Origin of the sequence: Butyrivibrio sp. VCB2001 (assembly GCF_000423965.1) — a bacterium.
In the GTDB taxonomy this organism is placed as follows: Bacteria; Bacillota; Clostridia; order Lachnospirales; family Lachnospiraceae; genus Butyrivibrio.
The window spans coordinates 204,373-228,032 of the sequence record NZ_AUIZ01000001.1; the positions used below are offsets into that span (position 1 = coordinate 204,373).

The following is a 23,660-nucleotide window of genomic DNA, read 5'->3' on the forward strand; positions in this document are numbered from 1 at the left end:
GCCTCCCTCGTTATAAATTTTATCACCCGGGAGGCTTTACTTTAAGCGGTTTTGTGCATTTTATAGATATTTAATAATCGCTATATCAATTATTTTTAATTATTTCAAAAAACAAATTTCTTTTTTATAACAAACGGTACAAGAGCTGTAAGTACACACATACCTGCTCCTGCCCAAGGTCCTGTGGATGTTCCTGCACTGGTAACTACCTCTGGACCGATCCTGCCGTACTGAGAAGATACTGTCTTCATGTCGGTTTCCAGGATTCCGTATCTTGCTGCGAGCTTATTGGAGTCAACGTACCACTCCATGTCATGTCTTCCCTCTGTAAGGGTAACTGTCGCTTTTCCGTAGCAGACATCTGCTTCAAAGAGATTGTTGATATTAGTGGATGAGCCCCAGCAGCCTACATCGAAGATGTAGTACTCATAGGAACCGTTTTCGAGGTTCTGCTTTGCCGGATTCCAGTTGATGTTTCCTGCTGAATCAACGGTTGCAAGTCTCATCTGAAGCGCATGACTCCAGTCGTTGTTTACGATGATCGAAACGCCCTGTGTATACTCTCCGCCTTTTTCATCAAGATGCGACTGCATTCTGGTCTCGCAGTGTCCGTAAACATTGTTGTCTACGTAAATTGCTGCTTCTCCGTCAGGAACATTCTCATGAGTTCCGGCATTTGCATACTGGATCTCCTTGTGAGGATAGTTGTCCCAGTCGCCGTAGAGTCCGTCATACTTGATATCTGTGGTCGACTCATGTGAAAGGGTATCTCCGTATCCATCCAAAGTTGTATCCGAGAGATAAAGTCCAAAGCTAAGTCCGCCGTTATTGTTTGGAAGCGAGCTTGTAGGAATGGCAATCTCCCACTGACTTCCGACATGTGTAGCAGAAGCTCCCTTTGCACCGACTACCGCTCCGTCTTCTGTGAGCTGGAATACCAGTGTTCTTCCAAGGTCAGTTGTAATAGCATATTTTCCGTTATGATTAGGGCCTGCCCAGGTTGCTGAGTTTGATCCGTCGTCCTTTAAGTAAATATATACATAATCGTTCTCAATCACCCATGCAACTTCTTCTACACAGTGATCACCGTTTGGCTCATTGAGTGTTGATTTCTGAACAGCATTCCAGTCGTTGAAAGTGCCGTCCATATTGATGCCTGTATATACAGCTGCGCTGTTGTCCTGTGCGATCGGAGTTCCGTCAATCTCTGCCTTATATTCTCCGCTGGAGAGTGTGAAGTCCATGGAGTTAAAGTAAGAAGCAGGAATTGTTATAGTCGCGATTTCTGTATCATTCTGATCCGAAGATTTTGTTACAGTTGCGCCGTCAATATTGGTCCATCCGTCGCCGTGAATTCCATTTCCGTCCCAGTCAAAAGTGATCGTCCTTGTAGTTCCGTCAGGATAAGTGATGGTGATGGGATTTCCCTTATATGTATATTCCCAAGGATTAGAGTGCTTTGTCTTGTAGGATATTACAACGCTGTCACCCTGGTTTGAGACCTTAAGTCCCATGACATCAGTGATCTCAGCTGCGTTTGACCACATTCCGGACTCGCCTGATCCTGATGAGCCGGAAGATTCTGATTCTGAAGATGAGCTGGATGAAGTATCCTGAGTCTGCCCCTCCTGCTGCTTCTGAGCAGTTCTTCTGGTTTCTTCCTCTGTGTTTTCAGTATTTGTGCTATCGGGATTTGTACCCTCAGTGTTCTGCTGCTGAGGTTCTGAGCCACTCTGGGAGTCTCCCGAAGCAGAAGGAGTTGTTCCTTCGCCTTCGCTTCCACTAGAAGGTGCACCCTGATCTGAACTTCCCTGGTCATTACCGGCATTCCCCTGATCTGCACTACCCTGGTCAGTACCGGCATTTCCCTGATCTGCACTTGTCTGATCGCCACTTTGCTGATCAGTTCCTGTACTGCCCTGATCTGTAGCTGCCGGCTGCTCAGCAGGTGTCTCCTGCGTAAGTGCTGCATCCTCAGCGGCAAATACCGTGGCACTCATCATATTCATTGCAATGAAAATTGCTACGATTCGATAGAATTTGTTTCTCATCCTTGATCTCCTCATTCTCATTAGTCACGAAGTTCGTTTGTTATAACATAAACACGAAGTGGTGTCTCACCTATTTCAAAGCGGTCCATTTCGTAGCCAATCTCTTTGATTGCGTCGTCTATCTCAAAGCACAAAACTTCTCCGAGTCTCTCGATAGTTGCATTGTCTTTGAACTCTTCCAGGTCATTGAGGTATTTGTTTTCGTATTTCTCAATACACGAGTGAATGATCTTCTCAACCTTTTTATAGTCGATGATATCTTCCGTCTCAGTCTTTATGCTGCAGTTTATGGCTATTGTATGGGCGTGTAAATTATCCCTGTTGCCGTCATAGCTGTGCTGTATTGCCAAAAACTGTTTTAACTTGTACCTCTTTTCCTCGATAACCTGCATTAGTTTTCTGCCTTTCAGTATAGTTCTGCACAGTCTTCTACAATTTTATGATAGTCAATAGGCTGCTTAAATTCTATTAAAAAAAGTTAAAATCTTATCCATTTAACAATTAAATTTCACATAAAAAGACCCGGAAAAGAATTAAAATTTCTTTTCCGGGCCTTGCTTACTCTTTTAAACTCAGCACTCTGAGATATTCCAATGTGTGATATGCAATTGCTATGTTGTGGTCAGGATAGGCCTTCATCAGCTCAGCATAATTTTCTGTGACTGCTTCAATACCGTCTTTGTAATAAGTGATGGTATTGTTGGTCTGGGACAGAAGCCCCGGCTGAAGCTCATAGACATTGACCATGCGCTTTGAGTAGTATCTTGCAAGCGCTGCTTCTCTCTTAATGTTCTCAATCTCCATACCCTTTAGGTAATTAAGGACAAATACCTGATCCGACTCCTTAAGAAGCTTTCTCATAGCCATGTCATGCCCCATGTTGTCGTAGGAGTATGGGATACATACACAAATATCAAGATGATCCTCATCAGCCTCGCATTCCTGCTTTATGCTGATGATGTTGTTTGTATATTCTTCCAGAAGCTGATCCGGTATATTGTGCCACTTATCAAGAACATAGGGCTCAACATCATAGACAATACCCTTGATCCTCGCATCCGGCTCAACCGAACTGTTGAGGTTTCTTACTCTCTCCAGCACCCTTCTCATTCCGGGATACTCAGCTTCATAGGACCACTCAGGCTCTCCGTCCAGGATATAGACATCAATATCAACATCATTCATGGCACTCAGGAAATCAGTCATCTCCTGATCTGTGTATTCAGGTCTTAAATACTGATACACTTCTGTAATGTTATTGTCCTGCATACACTGAACATCTTTTATGTTCGGAAGATGATCCCAGGAAAAAACGCCTGCTCCAAGACCAAAGAGCTTCTCTATATCTATCTCTTCCACCTGTTCTTCCTCCAAAGGTTCCTCAGCCTCTGTAGTCTCCACCACATCTGCTTCCTCTGCTTCAGGAACAAAGCCATCGTTAATGGACACTGTCTGATACTGATCGCTATCGTAGAGAGTGATCCCTTCTGATGAAGAGCAGCCTGCCATCACAAATGACGATAACGACATACATATTATGCAGTTTATAATCCCCTTAACTCTTTTCAAAAAGCTCCCTCTTCCTCTGGATCATTTCATCAATGTTGTCCATGTATAGTTTAACATCCTTGACGTTGTCACACCTCTCTATTCGTCCGCCTTCACCGAACACTCTCTTTGTGACAGTTCCTGCTCCGAGCGCGACAATAGACTGTACTTCCTCATTTATCAGAATGTTGTAGATACCGGCTTTTCCCTCTTTTGCATAACCGGTATTTTCAAAATTGCCACTGATATTCTTTTGCCTGTAGAGATAATAGGGCTTAAGAGAAAGAGCTTCTGCTCCCTTCCTTGCTATCTCCATCATCTCTTCAGTATTCTTCATGGAATAATCTACGCCCTTTTCCCTCATGACTTCAGCGAGTTTTGATCCCCTCTTGATTGCAAGGGAATGCACTGTAAGTTCATCAGGTGATAGTTTAATTATCTCATCTATAGTATGCTGAACATCTCTGTCAGTCTCCCCCGGGAGTCCTAAGATGATATCCATGTTGATATTGTCAAACCCTTCTTCTCTTGCCATGTTAAAAGAGTCTATGAGCTGAGCTACAGTGTGCTGCCTTCCGATGAGCTTAAGCGTCTCATCACTCATAGTCTGGGGATTAACAGAAATTCTGGTTACTCCCATTTCCTTCATGGCAATGAGCTTATCTCTGGTTATTGAATCAGGTCTTCCCGATTCCACCGTGAACTCTTTTACATGGGACAGATCAAGTTTATCCTGAAGATACCCTATAAGTCTTCTTATCTGATCCGGCAAAAGAGTTGTCGGCGTACCACCACCGATATAGATGGTATCAAGAGTCTTCCCTTTAAAAGCCTCTGCCACGTAATCAATCTCTTTTTCAAGGCAGGAAATGTAATCATCTACAATTCCCTTAAATGCTCCGATCGGGTATGAAGTAAAGGAACAGTAAAGACATGTTGTAGGACAAAAAGGAATTCCTATATAGAGGCTATAACCGTTCTCATAGTCTATGCCTTCGAGTATCCTCTTTTCCCTTCTTGCGATATCAATGGCAAGATTAGTCTTTTCCTCACTTACAAGATATGTCTCCATCATGTAGGTTCGGATCTCGTCATCACTCATCCCCTCATCTATGAGATTCATGGCAATCCTGGTCGGCCTTATGCCTGTAAGGTCTCCCCAGGGAAGAAGCTTGCCGGTCTTTATAGAGAGGTCTTTATAGATACTTCTCTTTAAATCATTTTTATCTCTGTTTACATCAATAAAGGATATCTCATCATCAGGTGAAATATCCATTTCCTTATCGGGAACACATCCCCTCTGCCCTACAATGACCCTTATATCCTGCTCGGGATAAAAGGCCTTGTAAAGAGAGTGTATATCATATTGAAATTTATCTTCTTTAATGTAAATTACTTGCATCTCAATAAATAAATGGATTGTAGAGCTTCTCATGCCCTATGGTTGTTACTCCGCCATGTCCGGGATAAACAATTGTCTCTTCCGGAAGTATGAAGAGTCTCTCCTTGACGCTTCGTATAAGCTCTGATGTGGAACTTGTCGGAAAATCCGTTCTTCCGACAGACTCCTCAAACAGAGTATCACCTGCGATAAGGATATTGTCTTCTTCAAAATAATAACAGCATCCTCCGGAGGTATGTCCCGGAGTTGCAATAAGTTTGCACTTAAGTCCTGCAGCCTCTATCTCTGCGTTATCTTCGTACAAAATATCCGGAGTTACAGAAAATCTAAGGCCATAGTCATTGGACAGATTGAGGTACATATCTTTGCACATAGCCTGCTCTTTGGTATAGCAGCCGATCTTGGCACCTGTGAGCTTTCTTAGCTCCTCTGCGCCACCGATATGATCAAAGTGTCCATGGGTTAAAAGAATCAGATCAACAACAAGGTCATTCTCAGAGAGGGCTTCAAAAATCTTGGCACCCTTATCAGCAGGATCAAAGAAGATGCAATGTCTCTTTCCATTGTCATCCGTCCTGTTCTCATCAAAGACAAAGTAACAGTTTGTTCCCACCATTCCGAGGGTAAACATTCCAACTGAGGTTTTCTTATCTGCCATCAGCCTGTTGTCCTTTCGATATCAATTACGCTGTCGATCTGTCTGATCTTATCAACGATCTCACGAAGCTGGTCTCTGGATGAAACCTGGAAGGAAGTCTCCATGGTTGCCAGGCCCTGCTTGCTGGTTCTGGTGTTCATTGAAATAATGTCGATGTCCTTCTCTGTGAGAGCTCTTGATACATCCGCAAGAAGGCCGCTTCTGTTGTTGGCAAATATCTTGATGGTTGCTGCATATTTGCCGCCGCCCTCGGCGCTTTCTGCCTGCCACTTGGCTTCTATGAGCCTTGTTCTGTCTTCTTCCTGCATCTTGATAACGTTGACGCAGTCTCTTCTGTGGATGGATACGCCTCTTCCTCTTGTGACAAATCCGCAAATATCATCACCAGGAACAGGGTTACAGCACTTGGAGAATCTGACTGCCACATCGTGAACACCTTTTACGATGATGGCATTATCGGTTCCTGATACCTGAGGTGTTACATTGGACTCAGCAACAGCTGCAAGCACTTCTTCATCGGTGATGTTGCGCTTGTGCTCAGTTTCTGAGAGCTCAAGTATCTTATTTATTATCTGGCCTTCCTTAAGTCCGCCGTGGCCTACTGCAGCAAGCACAGCATCCCATTCATGGAAGCCATATTTTCTTGTGACCATTGCCTGAAATTCAGGTTTGGCAATGCTAAAGTAATCAAGGCCTTTACTCTTACAGTACTCAATAAGAAGTTCCTTCCCCTTACTGATGTTCTCTTCCTTGAGCTCGTGCCTGAACCACTGGTTGATCTTGTTCTTGGTAGATGTGGACTTGGCAATTGAGAGCCAGTCACGGCTTGGTCCCTTGGAATTCTGGCTGGTTACAACCTCAATTCTGTCACCGTTCTGGATCTTGTAGTCAATGGGAACAAGCTTGCCGTTAACCTTGGCACCGATCATCTTGTTACCTACTGCACTGTGGATGCTGTAGGCAAAATCAATAGGTGTGGATCCGGCAGGAAGGTTCTTAACTTCACCTGTAGGCGTGAAGCAGTAAACATCCTCTGAGAACAGGTTGAGGTCGCTCTTTAACAGGCTCATGAACTCCTGGTTGTCAGAGAGATCCTGTTGCCATTCAAGGATCTGGCGAAGCCAGATGAGCTTCTCTTCCTCACCGTTTTCTGCCTTCTTGCCATCGGAAGCCTCTTTGTACTTCCAATGGGCAGCGATACCGTATTCAGCAGCCCTGTGCATGTCACGGGTTCTGATCTGTATCTCAAAAGGCTGTCCTGTCGGCCCAATAAGAGTCGTGTGAAGTGACTGGTACATATTGGGCTTGGGCATTGCTATGTAGTCTTTGAATCTGCCGGGAATAGGCTTGTACATCTCATGGATGACACCCAGGGCAGCATAACAGTCTTTTACCGTATCAACGATAATTCTGATGGCGAAGAGATCGTAGATCTGGTCCAGAGTCTTGTTCTGGTTGCGCATCTTCTTGTAGATACTGAAGAAATGCTTAACACGTCCGTTGACATCGCCCTTGATTCCGGCTTCGGAAATACTCTGACGTACCTTCTCACAGATATCCTCTACGTATTTCTCTCGCTCGCTCTTTCTTGCAGCAACCTTCTCTGCAAGGTCTCTGTAAACGTCAGGCTTAAGGTATTTCAGGGACAGATCGTCCAGTTCTACCTTGATCCTGCTGATACCAAGTCTTCCGGCGATAGGTGAATAGATGTCCAGGGTTTCCTGGGCAATCCTCTGCTGCTTCTCCGGAGGCATATGCGCAAGTGTACGCATATTGTGCAGACGGTCGGCAAGCTTGATCAGAATGACTCTGATATCCTTGGCCATAGCCAGGAACATCTTACGCAGGTTCTGAGCCTGCATATCTGCCTGCTCGGGAGTCTTGCTTCCGGTATCTGATGTAAGCTGCAGCGCAGTCAGTTTGGTAACACCGTCAACAAGAAGGGCTACGTCACTTCCAAAGCTTTCTTCTATCTCTTCTTTGGTGCAAATAGTGTCTTCAACGACATCATGAAGAAGCCCTGCTGCTATGGTCTCTTTATCCATCTCCAAATCAGCAAGGATGATACCTACGCAAAGCGGGTGAATAATGTATGGTTCACCTGACTTGCGCAGCTGTCCCTCATGAGCTTCACGAGCCTGGTTATAGGCCTTCTCGATAAGAGTGATATCATCGGATGGGTGATATCTGCGAACTCTGCGGATCAGTTCTTCGTAGAGTTTATCGGGGGTCTGGAACTCAGGCGTCGCTTCGATTTTTCCGTCGTCGAACTTTTGCGCCATTAAGCTTACTTCCCTTCGTAGCTAAGTGCTGCATCTAATCTGTATTTAGAAAGTCTCTCGCGACCTTTAAGTCCCTTGAGCTCCATAAGTACCAAAATACCTGCTACTTCTCCGCCAAGCATCTCTACGAGCTTGATCATAGCTTCGATTGTTCCGCCTGTAGCCATAAGGTCGTCTACAAGAAGGACCTTCTGTCCGGGCTTGATTGCATCCTTGTGAAGCTCAAGTGTAGCTGAGCCGTACTCTAGGTCATAAGTTACCTCAACAGTCTCGCAAGGAAGCTTACCTTTCTTACGAACAGGAACAAGAGCCTTACCTCTGTTATAAGCGATAGGTGCACTGAAGATGAATCCTCTTGACTCAGCTCCTAGTACAACATCAAAGTCGAGGTCACTTACAAGGTCCTGCATCTTATCGATTGCAAGCTTGAATCCATCTGCATCCTGAAGAACAGATGTGATATCCCTGAACATGATGCCTTTCTCCGGGAAATCCGGTATTGTACGTACATAATCTTGAAGTTCTTTCATTTTATAACCCTCTCTGCACTATATTTAAATTGGCTGTGCGTTTTATCAATAATACGACATTTTATTATAACACAATTATGCGCAATTAGCATATATTCCAATAAAAAAGATGGCGAAGTTCGCCATCTTAAAGAGCTGGAAAAGGGACTTGAACCCTCGACCTACTGATTACGAATCAGTTGCGCTACCGACTGCGCTATTCCAGCGTGGTTCACCAAAGGGCACATCACTCATTATAATGTGCCCTTTGGTAGTTTTCAAGAATTAATCTTTCTTATTTCTTTTTGGGAGCAGTCTTCTTGGCAGGCGCCTTCTTAGCCGTGGTCTTCTTAGCTGGAGCCTTCTTAGCCGGAGCCTTGGCACTTACGCTCTTAATGGCTTCCTCGGAGACGATGGAGAAGATTCTCTCTTCTTCGATCTTCTCATATTTCTCCTCGATAGCCTTCTCCTGCTCAAGGAGCTCTTTCTCATATTTGATCTTGAGTTCCTGAAGGAGTCTTTCTTCTTCCTCGCTCTGCTTCTGCTTAAGAGCTGCGATCCTCTCTTCTTTCTCCTTCTCCTTCTTTATCTCTTCCTCTTCCTTGATAGCACGGATCTTCTTCTCCTGCTCTGTGTAAGGAGTGTATGAGAAGATTGAAAGGGATGCAGGAGCCAGGGATAAGGAAATTGAGTAAAGACGTCCGTCGATCTCTTTTCTTCTTGCTTCCTTTCGTCCTGTATTAAGGATTCCGGTTCCGCCATAGCTTACATCATCTGAGTTGAATACCTCGGTGTATCTTCCGTCGGCAGGAACTCCGATCTCAAAGCTTCTCTCAATGCCGGCCATGTTGGCTACAACTACCTGCATCTCATTGTCATTCTCTGTCTTTCTGACAAAAGCAAGCATACACTCGTCAGCTGCAAGAACGTTTATCCACTCAAAGCCGCCATCGTTGTCATCAAGTGTATGGAAGGCAGGCTTATTGAAATAGAGTTCGTTGAGCTTCTTGACCATATTCTCAACAAATACAGCCTGATCAACAGTCAGCGCATCCGGCTCCATATAAACGTGCTTTCTTCCGGGATGAACCATCATAAAGCTAAGAGCCAGTCTGAGATTGGCCATCTTCTGAGCTGAATCACCGGGCATCAGGTAGTAGAGACCCTCAAGACCCTTCTCCATATCTTCATGAGTAAATGCAAGAATAAATCTCTCTGTGTAGCTGTAGATAAGGCTGAATGTCAGCTCATCGTGATGGCCTGCCCTGAAGAGCGGATCATTTTGCATGTATGAAAGGAAGTCTCTCGACCATCCGTTGTTCCACTTATAGTCAAAACCAAGTCCGCCGTTCTCTACGGAATCTGTCACATGTGGCCAGCAAGCTGTCTCTTTTGTTATAAGAACAGTTCCCGGATTGTCCTTGTGGATCACAGTTGTGAGCTGCTTAAGGAACTCAAGTGCCTCAAGGTTCTCATTGCCTCCATAGATGTTAGGAAGCCACTCACCGGGCTTTCTGTCATAGTCAAGGTAAAGAATCCTTGAAATATCGGAAGTCCTGATGCCATCTATGTGGAAGTTCTCAATCCAGTAAAGGGCATTTGAAATAAGGAAGTTAGTAACCTCCTTGCGTCCGTAGTCGAATATCATATCTCCGGACCTTGGGTGAACACCGATCCTCGGATCTGCATACTCATAAAGAGTTCTTCCGTCGAAATCACTAAGTCCGCAGGAAGCCTTGGGGAAGAATGTGGGAACCCAGTCAAGGAGTACCCTTATTCCGGCCTCGTGGCAGGCATCAACAAACTTCATGAAATCGCTGGTATCGCCGTATGTATCGTCCAGTGAAAAGAAATTCAAAATATGATAGAAATGTCCCGGAACATGCTTCATTACAGGCATGAGCTCGATGGCGTTAAAGCCATGGTTTTTCACAAACTCAAGGACATCTGCAGTGATCTCTTCCATGGTGCTCTTGCCCTCGTGTCTTCCGGCAAAAGACTCAAGGCAGATCTCAGCGATAGAAAGAGGACTCTCGGAGACATTAAACTTCGTTCTCTCCTTCATCCACTTATCATCTGTCCACTTTATTGATTTAAGAGGTGTGATGACGGATATGATTCCGTTCTCTCCTCTTGATTTTATTGCATAAGGGTCAGGACGCTTTAAGATAAGACCGCTCCTTGTCTTGATCTCAAACTGGTAGCCGTCATTCTCCAAAGCTCCGGGAACAAATATCTCAAATACGCCGATGGGGTCAAGTCTATGCATCTGGCATACTCTTCCGTCCCAGTTGTTGAAGTCTCCGATAACACTGACTCTGGCAGCTGTGGGAGCCCAAACAGCAAAGTTTGTACCACTGATGCCGTTTCTGGTCATGGGATGTGCACCGAGCTTCTCGTAGATGTGGTAATGAATTCCACTTCCAAGCTTGATGAAATCCTCTCTGTCCATAAGAGGTCCAAAAGCATAGGGATCAAACAACTTGGTCTCATGTCCTTCTGCATCCGTAATTATGAAGTAGTATTTGAGCTTATCAACATAGGGAACTAATATGGCATAGAATCCTGCCTCATCAGCAAGCTCCATCTCATAGCTCTTTTTGCTGTTCTCAACATATACCTTTATCGACTGAGCGTCCGGGTAAAAGGCCTGGATAAGATAGCTGTTACCTACCTTGTGAGCACCTAAAATTCTGTGTGGGTTGTCACCATCGGAGTAAATAATCTCTTCTATCTCGGGCCAATTCATCATTTTGTAAAGTTTATTATTCACGATACTGCCTCCCTTATGGATTTGTAATTAAATCATACCATTAATTTCATGTATAAATAACCCACTTAAGAGTTTTGGTTCAAACCAGGTAGACTTAGGTGGCATAAGCTTTCCTGCATCCGCAACATCAAATAGTTCCGAGATTGATGTTGGGTACATGGAAAACGCCAGGCACATGTCATCGTTTGCTCTTCTTTCAAGCTCGGAAAGCCCTCTTATGCCTCCGACAAAGTCAATTCTCTTGTCAGTCCTTGGATCACCGATACCAAGAACAGGTGAGAGAAGCTCATTCTGAAGAACGGATACATCAAGACCCTCTACCGCGTCATCCTTCATAATATCCTTATGAGCCTTTAATCTATACCACTTCTTATCAAGGTACATTCCAAATTCGCCCTTGCAGGAAGGATGAACAGCTTCCGCCTCCTCTGTGACATCGAACTTCTCAGAAACTGCGTCCATGAACTGCGAAGTGCTAAGGCCGTTCAGGTCCTTAACCACTCTGTTGTAATCCATTATCATGAGCTGAGAATCAGGGAAAAGAACTGACAGGAAGTAGTCAGACTCCTGCTTTCCTTTGAGTTTTCCCGCATTTTCCTCTCTCATCTTAAGTCCGACCTTCACAGCTGATGCACATCTGTGGTGTCCGTCGGCAATATATATCTCATTTATAGAGGTAAATATCCTGCAGATCATGTTGTTTTCTTCTTCGTCAGTCATAACCCAGACTCTGTGAGTCACGCCGTCATCAGAAGTAAAATCGTAAACCGGCTCATCAACCTCTTTTACCTTGTCGATGATCTGGCTTATGATCTCGTTTTCTCTGTAGCACAAAAAGATCGGACCGGTCTGAGCCTTGCATGTATAAACATGGTTGATCCTGTCCTGCTCCTTCTCTTCTCTGGTGTTCTCGTGCTTTTTGATCACGTTGTTCATGTAATCATCTATGGAAGCAACAGCAACGATTCCGGTCTGACTTCTTCCGTTCATTGTGAGCTCATAGATGTAGTAACACTTCTCCTCATCCTGGACGAAATCACCTTTTTCTATCCTTGCCCATAGCTCATCTGATGCCTTCTTATATACTTCAGGCGCATACATATCGTGCCCTACTTCAAAAAAGGTCTCAGGCCTGTCGATCGAAAGGAAGGAATCCGGGTTTTTCTCAACAATTGCACGTGCTTCTGCGCTGTTATAAACATCATAGGGAAGAGCTGCAATCTTTGACACCTTATCGGTATTTGGTCTGTATGCCTTAAAAGGCTTAATGTCTGCCATGTTCTAACCTCCAACAAAAATTTAAGGAGAGATCCTGAACCTTCAAAATCTCTCCTGTTATCATACCACTTTAATATAGATTTAGACGTCTTTTCTTACTACTCTTACTCTGATTACGCCGTCAACCTTTGAAAGCTTCTTAACGATCTCATCTGTAACTGTATCCTCAAGGTCGATGAGGGTATAAGCATAATCACCCTTTGACTTGTTGGTCATGTCAGAGATGTTCATGCCTGCAGTTCCAAGAACAGTTGTGAACTGGCTGATCATGTTAGCTACATTCTTGTGGAAGATAGCTACACGAGGCTTGCTGCAGATTCCCATATCGCAGTTAGGGAAGTTAACTGAGTTATTGATGTTACCATTCTCAAGATAGTCTTTGAGCTCGAGAACAGCCTTAACAGCACAGTTATCTTCAGATTCCTCAGTTGATGCTCCAAGGTGAGGGATAACAATGCATCCGTCATGGCCTGCGATTACAGGGTTCGGGAAGTCTGTTACGTACTTTCTGATCTTGCCGGCATTGATTCCTGAAAGAACATCTGCCTCGTTGCAGAGGATATCTCTTGCTAGGTTGATGAGGATAACGCCCTTCTTCATCTTGGCAATGGCATCCTTGTTGATCATGCCCTTTGTTGAATCAAGAGCAGGAACATGGATTGTGATGATATCGCACTTTGAATAGATGTCATCTACATTTGTAACGTGCTTAACATCTGATGAAAGTCTCCATGCAGCGTCGATTGAAAGATATGGATCATATCCGTAAACTTCCATACCGAGCTGTCTTGCAGCATTAGCTACGCGGACACCGATTGCACCAAGACCGATGATACCAAGCTTTTTGCCAAATATCTCGGTTCCTGCGAATTTCTTTTTTGACTTCTCTGTGAGCTTGGCGATCTCAGGGTCTCCGGCATTTGCCTTAACCCACTCTGTTCCACCGATGATGTCACGGCTTGCGATGAGCATTGCAGCAAGGACCATCTCTTTTACACCGTTAGCGTTTGCTCCGGGTGTGTTGAATACAACGATACCCTGCTCAGCACACTTATCACAAGGAATGTTGTTGACACCGGCACCTGCTCTTGCGATTGCAAGAAGGTTCTTGGAAAACTCCATTTCAAGCATGTTGGCACTTCTTACGAGAATACCGTCTGCATCATCAACGTTGTCTACTGCGTTGTAATTCTCATTGAAATTATTAAGACCAATCTTAGCGATTGGATTTAAGCACTTATATTTGAACATCTCTTCCTCCTTATGCGTTCTCTTTCTCAAACTTATCCATGAACTCTACGAGCTTCTTAACACCCTCGATAGGCATTGCATTGTAGATGCTGGCTCTCATACCGCCTACTGTTCTGTGACCCTTAAGGCTTACAAATCCTGCCTTTGTTGCCTCAGCGATGAACTTGGCGTTGAGTTCGTCTGAATCTGTAACGAAAGGAACATTCATAAGTGAACGGTCTTCCTTTCTAACTGTTCCCTTGAACATCTTGCTCTGATCAAGATAATCATAAAGAACTGCAGCCTTCTCTTCGTTTCTCTTCTTCATCTCTGCAAGACCGCCCTGCTCTTTAAGCCACTTGAATACAAGACCGCACATGTAGATGCTCCAGCAGTTAGGAGTGTTGTATAAAGAGCCGTTGTCAGCCTGAGTCTTCCACTTGAGCATTGTAGGTGTGTAGGAAGGAACATCGTCTGTGATGAGGTCTTCTCTGATGATGCTGATAACAAGACCAGCAGGTCCTACGTTCTTCTGAACACCACCGTAGATAACTCCGTACTTGGATACATCTACAGGCTCTGATAAGAAGCATGAAGAAACGTCAGATACAAGGATCTTGCCCTTTGTATTTGGAAGAGTTTTGAACTTGGTTCCGTAGATTGTGTTGTTCTCGCAGATGTATACGTAGTCAAGGTCATCTGCGATATCAAGATCTGAACAATCAGGAATGTATGAGAAGGTCTTGTCTGCACTTGATGCAAGCTCTACAGCCTCACCGTACTTCTGAGCTTCCTGGTAAGCTTTCTTAGCCCACTGTCCTGTGATGATATAGCCGGCCTTCTTGTTCTTCATAAGGTTAAGGGGAACAGCTGCGAACTGTTGGCTTGCTCCGCCCTGTAAAAAGAGAACCTTGTAATTGTCAGGAATATTCATAAGATCTCTTATGTCCTGCTCGGCAGTCTGAATAACGTTGTCAAAGGTCTTTGATCTGTGGCTCATCTCGTTGATGGACATTCCACATCCGTTGTAATCAAGCATTTCTGCTGCAGCCTGTTTCAAAACTTCTTCCGGAAGTACTGCCGGACCAGCTGAAAAATTATAAACTCGTGACAATTTAAATCTCCTCCTAATCAAAAAAATCTTTTTGCGTTTGCAACTATAAACTTCATTGTAAACGCAAAAAGATTTTTGTCAATATTGTCATTCCATAATGTGTGTTATTTAATTATTTCAGAGGTGATTTTTTAACTCTCTGTACATCTCCAAAAGCATCGGAGTCTTTTTTTCTATAATATCAATTTCGCCGTTTTTACCTGCACTTTCAAGGTTTTTGGCAAGATCAGAAATCTCTGTTGCACCGATTGTTCTTGCCGAACTTTTCAGTGAATGAACCAAAGTTGTGTAAGTATCATAGGCTTCATTTTTCCATGAATTTTCAATTTTTTCAGATTTGGAATCTATGGAATCTTTAAAAGCAGAAAGTACCTCGAGGTAATCTTCAATTCCTCCGCAAAGATAAATTCCAAGATCTGTATTTAGCTGCTCAAGCCCCAAAAGTTTTTCAGGAAGAACATACTGATTATCCATGTGAAGTATTGCTTCTTCAGAAGAAGTTTCACGAAGGACAGCCTCTTTTTGAGTCCCTTCTCTCATCTCATACTGCGCATCTTCGTCGATCATTTCAAGCATTATATCAGCAAATATGGGATCGAACTGAGCACCTTTTCCCTTTTCAATTTCGCCTCTGACCCTTTCCTGTGGCATGGGTTCACGATAGCTACGGTTGCTGGTCATGGCATCATATGCATCAGCAACTGCGATGATCCTTGCTTCTTCAGGAATCTCATTGCCTCTAAGTCCGTCAGGATATCCTCTGCCATCCACTCTCTCATGGTGCCATCTGGCTCCAAAGGCAAGCTGTGGCATTTCCTTGATTCTCTTAAGGATATTATTTCCTGTTACGGGATGCTTCTTGATCTCAGCAAACTCTTCATCCGTAAGACGGGATGTCTTATTGATGATCCAGTCCGGGACTCCGATCTTACCTACATCATGCAAGAGCCCCATCATATAGATCTCATCCTGCTGATTGTCATCATATCCATATCTCCTCGCGATCTCTTTTGAATATGCAGCAACTCTGCCGGAATGACCGTTGGTATAGGCGTCCTTTGCATCAATTGCCTCAGCAAGAGTCTGAACCACATGGAGCGTAAGTCTTATATTCTCCTGGGTCTTTTTCTCAACTTCCCTGGCAAGTTCTTTTTTCAGGCGTTCAAATTCGATGGTCTTCGTGACGCGCATGGAAAGAATGTCCGGAACTACAGGCTTTCTTATAAAATCCACGGCTCCAAGATGAAGGCCATCTGCCTCAGTCTTAAGATCCTCATCGCCCGTCAGAAAGATTACAGGAATTTCCCCCTCAGGCTTTTCCTTAAATGCCTTCAAGGTCTCAAAACCGTCCATCTCATCCATATAGACATCCAAAAGAATCAGATCCGGTAGCGGAACCATTCCCTCTACATAGTTAAGAAGCTCTTTTCCGGATGAGAGTTTTGTAACCTTCATGTTTTTCTTTGTAAGAATGGAAGAAATATGCTCAAGGCTCTCCACATCATCATCTACAACAACTACCCAAAACATAAAGTATCCTCCTACCCAAGAATCGCCTCAACAGCCTTCATAAGTGACGGCCTGCCTTCTGACTTAGATACAATTCCGTCAGGCTTAACATCACCGCTACCCTCGCAGTCGCTATCATCCATACCGGTTCTGTAAACCACGGGGATATCTTTTATCTCAGGATTTGATCTGATTGCTGCAAGCACAGCAGGTCCATCCATTTCGGGCATTGCATAATCAAGGAGCACAAGATCCGGCTTATCTGAAGTCATCATAGAAAGAGCTTCCTTGCCAGAGGCAGCCTTCATTACCTCGTAGCCGCCCTTTTCAAGCCACCTTCCGGTCATAGCCAGCATATCCTCATCATCATCAATAAGTAAAATACGACTCATATCTTCCCTCCATTTGTGATGTATTTTTACAAAAGACTCTTAAGCACGGAGAACAGTTCATCCGGCTCTATTGGCTTTGCAAGGTGCGCATTCATACCTGCATCAAACGACCGGCGAACGTCCTCAGCCAGTGCATTGGCAGTAAGTGCAATGATCGGAATGCTTCCGGCATCAGGCCTTGAAAGTCTTCTTATCGCCTTTGTAGCATCAAGTCCGTTCATCTTCGGCATCCTGATATCCATAAGGATTGCATCATAGGTCCCGGGTGCGCTTCTTTCAAAGAGCTTTAGTGCCTCTTCTCCGTCATGGGCGACATCCACCTCGATGTCGTTTAACCTAAGGAGCTGTTCCATGATCCTTACGTTTAGTTCATGGTCCTCCGCAAGCATGACCTTCTTTCCTGTCAGAGCCGATGCTTTGCTGGATTTCTTTTGATCCTTCTTATGTTCCGACAGTATCTTGGAGAGCTCTTCTTTGATATTCCCTGCAAACATTGGCTTTGCCAAAAAGCCGTTTACACCTGCACTAAAGGCATCCTCCATAACCTCATACCAGTTGTAGGTTGTAAGAATTATCGCAACTTCATCCTTGCTGTAAATCTCCCTCATGCGTCTTGTAAGCTCAATACCATCCATGCCCGGCATCTTCCAGTCCACCAGCATCAGGTTAAACGCAGGCTTAAGCCCCGGAATATTCTTGCTCATAGCAAGTGCTTCTTCGCCGCTTAAGACATACTCAGACTCAATTCCAACTCTGTGAAGTATCATCTTCGCATGCTCGCAGGCTGTCACATCATCATCCACAATAAGAGCACGAACACTTGCAGGGTCGAAAGAGTCTTTTTCGTTTTCGCTATCGCTGCTTATTCCAAGCGGAATTGAAACAGTAAATGTTGACCCTTTTCCTTTTTCGGAAACAGCACTTATGGTGCCTCCCATCATTTCAACAATGTTCCTGGTTATGGCAAGTCCAAGCCCCGTTCTTCCCGGAACTCCTTCGCCTTCCACAGCAAAAGGTTCAAACAGATGAGGCATGAACTCTTTACCGATTCCGGTGCCTGTATCTGTAACTTCCATACAGATCTGCGCTTTTCCATCGCCGCGTTTTTCTTCTTTTACGGCAAAAGAGATTTTTCCGCCCTCCGGAGTGAAATTGATTGCATTCTCGATAATATTGAAAAGAACCTGTTTTATCTTTAAATCATCACCGACATAATGCTCATCTATATTTCCGCTTACGCTGCAGTCAAAGATTATTCCCTTATCGTCGCACTTTGACTCCGTGATGGTATTTATCTGCTCAAGAAGGTCGCCAAAGGAGAACGCTTCATTTTTGAGCTTCATGTTGCCGGACTCTATAAGGCTCATCTCTAAAATATCGTTGATCAGCGAGATGGTATGCCTTACGCTGACGCCAATTTGTGAGATTATATCCCTGGTCTCATCATCGAGATCCTTCTTTTGCAGTGCAATATTGTAAAGACCAACAATATCATTAAGAGGCGTCCTTATCTCATGACTGACATTGGACAAAAACATAGTCTTGGCAAGATTGGCCTTCTCTGCCTCCTTAAGAGCTCTTGCAAGAAAGAGCTGTCTTTCCTCCTCGACAACCTTAAGGGCAACTCTGCTGCTCTCATCCTTTACCTCGTAGTCCTTTAATACCTTGCCAAGTATATCTTTCAGTGCCCTGTAATCGCGTAGCAGCTCCGGGATATTTTTCTCCACCAACGCCATGTCTCCCGCCTTGGCGCCAAGCTCTATTTCCTTGGCCTTGTCAGAAAGCTTGCAGGCTCCGATGGCTGCTGATGTACTCTTAAGCGAATGAACATTGAGCGCAAGGGCATCAAGATCTTTATTCTTAAGATTATCCTCTATCTGCTCTGCCTTAGTGTCGATGGACATGGAGTAGGTCTCGATGGCAAAGATATAATCCTCAACATCTCCGCAGTATTCAACGCCTTTTTCAGGATCAAGCTCTTTATACTCAAAGATCACTTTCGGAAGCTTTGAAAGCTCATCATCCTCAGGCTCTTCTTCCGTGCCGTCATATAAAATGACAGAATCCTGAGGCAGATACCTCATCATCATGCGTTCCATTTCATCGATGTTAACAGGCTTTGAGAGATAGTCCGTAAATCCAGCTCTCATCATCTTCTCTTTATCGCCGGCTACAGCGCTGGCTGTAAGAGAGATAATAGGCGTACTTTCAAACTTTTCTGGGTATTTCTCCCTAAGGGCCTCCAGGGTCTCAATACCATTCATCTGTGGCATTCGATAGTCAAGAAATACCAGGTCGTAATGCTCTTTTCCGAATTTCTCGATACACTCAGCTCCGCTGGTGGCTACATCAATATGAATCTTGGTGCGCTTAAGGAGCCCTGCAATAACCTGAAGATTCATGGGCGTATCGTCAACAACGAGTATTCCCAGTCCCGGTGCAGTAAACAGTGTATGTTTGCCCTTTACCGCTCCTGTATCCTGGCCATGAGGCTCTAAGTTAAATTCTCCTATCTCCGTCCAGTCCGATACTTTCTGAGTCAGGGTAAAAGAGAATTTGGAGCCCTTCTCATACTTACTCTCCACATGAAGTTCACTGCCCATAAGGGAGAGGAGCTGTCTGGTAATAGCAAGGCCAAGTCCGGTTCCTTCTATGGTTCTTGTCTTTTTAAGGTCTAAGCGGTCAAAAGGTTCAAAGAGCCTTTCCATGTCTTCTGGTCTGATACCTATTCCGGTATCCACTACTGCCACCTCAAATTTAATCGCATCATTAAGCTTCTCAAGAAGCTTTATCTCAAAATCAACACCGCCCTTTTCCGTGTATTTGACTGCGTTTGTAAGGATATTGGTTATTATCTGTTTGATTCTTATCTCATCGCCAAAAAGATGCACAGGGAGCTTAGGATCAACCAAAAAGTTAAGCTCAAGTCCCTTTGCCTCTGCCCTGAACTGCACAAGATTATATAGATCCACCAACAGTGATGAGAGGGAATACTCTTCATTTTCAAGGCTGAGTTTTCCGTTCTCGATCTTTGAAAAGTCCAGAATGTCACTGATGATTCCAAGAAGACTTACTCCTGCCTTACGGATATTCTCTGAGTAATCAAGTATTGTAGAATTCTCTGTCTCTCTCTGGATCATCTCATTCATTCCAAGAATAGCAGTTATGGGCGTTCTGATCTCATGGCTCATGTTGGATAGGAATGCACTCTTGGAATTATTTGCTGCTTCTGCCTGTTCAAGTGCAGTTGCAAGAGACTCAGCCCTCTCTTTTTCTCTCTCAGCTATCTTGTACTCGGTAATATCCTCTATGAATACATAATAAACAGCACCATGACCGGGCAGGGATGCGTAATGCCCATAGTCATCAACCCATCTGATGGTCCCGTCTTTTTGTATGATTCTGTAAACAACATAGTCAATACTTCTTCTGTTTGACGGCTGTGAAATCTGTTCATCTATGGAACTTTGAATTTTTTCAAAGTCATCCGGATGTACCATGCCACGAAAACTGTTTCCGGTATACTCCCTGAATTCATCCACGGTTTCACACCCGTAGATCTCGCAGGTTGACTGGTTGACGTACAAGAGCTCCATGCTCTCATCCGCACGATAGATAAAGAAACCGCCCGGCATCTGCTCAGCGATCCATTCTACCGCAGTCATTCCTTCCTTTGACTGTATTGTTGTCATGATCTCGTCACTGATAACTCTGTTTTTCTGCATAGCGCTTTCCTCATCTTCATCGCATGCTGCCAAGTGCACTGTCTATCTTGTTTCCCAAATCTTCGTATTCTGTAAGGAACTCAGAAACCTTATCGTTTCTTTCCTCTTCACTTAGGCCCTCAGCCTTCTTCTCTATTTCTTCTGCAAGGGCCGAAAGCTCTTTTGCCCCAATAGCACGTGAAGTGCTCTTGATAGAGTGGGCAGTCATAGTCAGATTCTTTAAATCTCCGCTCTGGACAAAGCCCCTTATCTTAGACGCCTTATCAGTCACCGAAGCAGCATAGACCTTAAGAGCTTCCATATACTCTTCTTCATCTCCGCAGTACTCTATGCCACTCTCGATATCAAGTTCGCATATAGCCTTTACCTGCGTCGGGATCTCATCTGAAGTAACCTCTTCATTGCAGGGATCTACCCCTGTTTTATTTATCTTGGATTCCGGCAGATACTTAAGGAGCATATTCTCCATTTCAAACAAGGTCACAGGCTTGGTCAGATAATCCGTAAATCCGCTTGCGATCATCTGCTCTCTGCCTCCTGCAAGAACATTGGCCGTAAGACAGATGATAGGAGTCTTCTTAGCTTTTTCCGGATACTTATCCTTTAGTATTTCCAGCGTCTGAGTTCCGCTAAGGTTCGGCATTCGCTGATCCAGAAATACGCAGTCGTAGTCTTTGTCTGCAAAAAGCTTAATGCACTCATCTCCGCTTATCGCCGTTTCAATATTCATTTCATTTCCCTTTAGTAGTCCGCATATTACCTGCAGATTCATAGGGGTATCATCAACAATGAGGATCTTTGCCTCCGGAGCAGTAAAGGTCGCTGCCCTCTTCTTTTTATGCTCACTCTTATCATCAAGATACAGCGGCTTGTATGGACCTATAGGTGTCTTATCCGATATCTCCTGCTCGATGGTAAAGGAAAACTTAGAGCCCTTTCCATACTCACTTTCAACCTTTATTTCACTCCCCATAAGTTCCAGAAAGCTCCGCGAAATGGCAAGTCCAAGCCCGGATCCTTCAATGTTTTTCGTCCTCTCAAGGTCGAGTCTGTCAAATGCGGAAAAGAGCTTGTCCATCTCCTCTTCTTTAATTCCAATGCCGGTATCAGTGACTGAAACTTCCATGGTAAAAGACTTCTCGGTCTGCTCAAGAACTTTTGCAGAAAGCTTCACTTCGCCCTCTTTTGTATACTTAACGGCATTGGTCAGAAGATTTGCACAGATCTGGCGAAGCTTCTGTACATCGCCAATAGCTTCACAAACAAGCCTTTCATCAATATCCATGATAAGGTTTAAATTCTTTTCCTCGGTGCGATTTAAAACCATCATGTGAAGGCTGCTGAAAAACTCAAGCAGCGAATATTTCTGCTTGTGCAGTTCCATACGGCCTGCTTCTATCTTGGAAAAATCAAGAATTTCATTGATGATACCAAGAAGGCTCTCCCCGGCTTTTTCTATATTCTCAGCATAGTGAAGCACATTACCATCATTTGACTCCATCTGTATCATTTCGTTCATGCCAAGAATTGCAGTGATAGGCGTTCTGATCTCATGGGACATATTGGAGACAAAGTCAGTCTTCATGCGATTAGCCTGCTGTGCATGCATAAGAGTCCTTACGATAAGTGCGATCACCAAAAGAGCGATGATAAGAAGCATCGTAAGGAATATCCACATATTGTCTTTTAATCTGTCGGTGAGTGTATATGTGTAAAGCTGATTTGAATATTTGTTTGCTATATCACTGGGATAATCCGTGCCTATTACTTTTACGCCATGATTAAGGAGCTTTAAAAGGCCTTCATTTCCGATCTTCACACCAAAACACCTGTCATCCAAATGACTTAAAGTTCTGGATGAGAGTCCTTTGTACTTACTGTTTCTAAGTATCTCATTCGCACGAAGACCGTTAAGAGTGGTTACTCCCGCTTCTCCCTTAAGTACTGCCTGCAGGCATTCATCAAATCCATGGTAAAGTATGATTTCAGAATCCGGATAGTAAGTGCGTACATAGTAATACTGCATTCGATTGTTTTCATTTACAGCGATTTTAGAAAGACTCTCTTCATGGAATTCATCCTTGTATACCAGCTCCATGGTCGAGTACACAACTGAAGTCGACTGATAAATGCCGTTTACTTCCGAGTAGTAAAGGCCTCCGCCCACAGGGAATCCTGCATCAATTTCTTCATCACGAAGAGCAGCAACCATCTCATCATAGCTCTCGTACCCAACGTAGGACACTTCAATATCCCTGATATCAAGGTCTTCAAGCATCTTTGGGATTATGTCTTTTATAATGCCGTTTACATTTCCGTCTTTATCTGTGGCACTATAGGGCAGATAGTCATTTAAATAGCCTATTTCCAGAGTCTTGTTTTCAGATAGCCACTGTCTCTCAGCAGTAGAAAATGTGTGACTTGAAACGCTTGAAGAATAATATTTGCTCTGCAGATTTGCCACATAATTGGGTTCTTCCATGGCAAGCATATTCTGGGCTTCTTCCAGTTCCGAAAGAATATCCGGACGACTCTTCGTTACACACAGATAATAGTCCGATGTGCCAAAGGTACATATAACCTCCGCATGTTCACGGCCATAGGCTCCATCACCTTCAGCAGCCATAACATCAACAGCCTTGGTATCAAAGGCTGTAAAAAGAGATCCATAATCATCAAAAGTAACTATCTCTGCATTAATTGAGTTTTCATTAAGGTAGTTTTCAAGGATATCAACGATGGCACTTTGAAGTACGCCAATTTTCTTCCCTGAAACAGAATTTGGAGAGAATGTGACTGATTCGTCATCATCATGTTTGACAAGGGTATAAACCTCGTTCCCCATAGGGGCCGATGGATACCCAATAATACTAAGCCTGTCATCTCGCTTTGCAAGACCGGCAAGAAGATCTATGTCACCGGACAGCAACATATCATACAGATCTCCAAAGCTGCCATAGACATACTCATAGTTCCAACCGGTATATTCCGAGAGCTTTCTGTAATACTCATACGCATAGCCGGTCTTAACTGCATCCGGAGAAGCGCCCTCTTCGAAGACCTCATTCTCGTAATAACCAATCTTTACGGTCTCTGCAGTCTCACTATCAGCATAGACAGGAATACTAAATCCTGCCGCTAAAAAGCATAAAATTAATAAGGAAAAAAGCATTCTTCTCATACTACTAA

General features: G+C 44.1%; 15 protein-coding genes and 1 tRNA gene. All 16 read right to left on the reverse strand.

Annotated features, from left to right (window positions below):
* Window positions 1-104: 104 nt before the first annotated feature.
* Window positions 105-2,051 (reverse strand): Firmicu-CTERM sorting domain-containing protein, encoded by a 1,947-nt coding sequence (locus G589_RS0100955; RefSeq protein ID WP_026520748.1) that lies wholly within the window; start codon window positions 2,049-2,051, stop codon window positions 105-107.
* Between the two features lie 20 nt (window positions 2,052-2,071).
* On the reverse strand, window positions 2,072-2,443 hold the full coding sequence (locus G589_RS20790) for a 6-carboxytetrahydropterin synthase (protein ID WP_051192101.1): 372 nt from the start codon (window positions 2,441-2,443) through the stop codon (window positions 2,072-2,074).
* A 166-nt stretch (window positions 2,444-2,609) separates the two neighbouring features.
* The gene (locus tag G589_RS0100965) at window positions 2,610-3,620 is read right to left on the reverse strand and encodes a hypothetical protein (RefSeq protein WP_026520749.1); all 1,011 of its coding nucleotides are present in this window, start codon (window positions 3,618-3,620) and stop codon (window positions 2,610-2,612) included.
* Window positions 3,607-5,034 carry a coproporphyrinogen dehydrogenase HemZ gene (gene hemZ / locus G589_RS0100970; protein WP_242826396.1) on the reverse strand — a complete coding sequence of 476 codons (1,428 nt, stop codon included), beginning with the start codon at window positions 5,032-5,034 and terminating at the stop codon, window positions 3,607-3,609. Before hemZ ends, G589_RS0100965 begins: the two co-directional genes overlap by 14 nt.
* Window positions 5,003-5,659, reverse strand: a complete 657-nt coding sequence (locus G589_RS0100975) for an MBL fold metallo-hydrolase (protein ID WP_026520751.1) — start codon at window positions 5,657-5,659, stop codon at window positions 5,003-5,005. Before G589_RS0100975 ends, hemZ begins: the two co-directional genes overlap by 32 nt.
* Window positions 5,659-7,941, reverse strand: a complete 2,283-nt coding sequence (locus tag G589_RS0100980) for a RelA/SpoT family protein (protein WP_026520752.1) — start codon at window positions 7,939-7,941, stop codon at window positions 5,659-5,661. The genes G589_RS0100975 and G589_RS0100980 overlap by 1 nt, the downstream gene beginning before the upstream one ends.
* A 5-nt stretch (window positions 7,942-7,946) precedes the next feature.
* Window positions 7,947-8,471: an adenine phosphoribosyltransferase gene (locus G589_RS0100985; protein ID WP_022767271.1), complete on the reverse strand. Its 525-nt coding sequence runs from the start codon at window positions 8,469-8,471 to the stop codon at window positions 7,947-7,949.
* A gap of 133 nt (window positions 8,472-8,604) precedes the next feature.
* A tRNA-Thr gene (locus G589_RS0100990) sits at window positions 8,605-8,677 on the reverse strand.
* 68 nt (window positions 8,678-8,745) lie between these two features.
* Complete coding sequence (glgB, locus tag G589_RS0100995; protein WP_026520753.1) at window positions 8,746-11,223, reverse strand: 1,4-alpha-glucan branching protein GlgB; 2,478 nt, start codon at window positions 11,221-11,223, stop codon at window positions 8,746-8,748.
* Between the two features lie 27 nt (window positions 11,224-11,250).
* Window positions 11,251-12,501, reverse strand: a complete 1,251-nt coding sequence (locus G589_RS0101000; protein ID WP_026520754.1) for a DUF1015 domain-containing protein — start codon at window positions 12,499-12,501, stop codon at window positions 11,251-11,253.
* Between the two features lie 81 nt (window positions 12,502-12,582).
* Window positions 12,583-13,752 carry a phosphoglycerate dehydrogenase gene (locus G589_RS0101005; protein ID WP_026520755.1) on the reverse strand — a complete coding sequence of 390 codons (1,170 nt, stop codon included), beginning with the start codon at window positions 13,750-13,752 and terminating at the stop codon, window positions 12,583-12,585.
* A 10-nt stretch (window positions 13,753-13,762) separates the two neighbouring features.
* Entirely contained in the window at window positions 13,763-14,845 is a 1,083-nt protein-coding gene (gene serC, locus G589_RS0101010; RefSeq protein WP_022763793.1) for a 3-phosphoserine/phosphohydroxythreonine transaminase, read from the reverse strand.
* Between the two features lie 117 nt (window positions 14,846-14,962).
* Complete coding sequence (locus G589_RS0101015) at window positions 14,963-16,375, reverse strand: HD domain-containing phosphohydrolase (protein WP_026520756.1); 1,413 nt, start codon at window positions 16,373-16,375, stop codon at window positions 14,963-14,965.
* Window positions 16,376-16,386: 11 nt separating this feature from the next.
* A complete protein-coding gene (locus G589_RS0101020) occupies window positions 16,387-16,746 on the reverse strand; it encodes a response regulator (protein ID WP_026520757.1) in 360 nt (119 codons plus the stop codon).
* A gap of 26 nt (window positions 16,747-16,772) precedes the next feature.
* Complete coding sequence (locus G589_RS20795; protein ID WP_051192102.1) at window positions 16,773-20,471, reverse strand: response regulator; 3,699 nt, start codon at window positions 20,469-20,471, stop codon at window positions 16,773-16,775.
* A gap of 16 nt (window positions 20,472-20,487) precedes the next feature.
* Window positions 20,488-23,652 carry an ATP-binding protein gene (locus G589_RS20800; RefSeq protein WP_081668887.1) on the reverse strand — a complete coding sequence of 1,055 codons (3,165 nt, stop codon included), beginning with the start codon at window positions 23,650-23,652 and terminating at the stop codon, window positions 20,488-20,490.
* Between the last annotated feature and the right edge of the window lie 8 nt (window positions 23,653-23,660).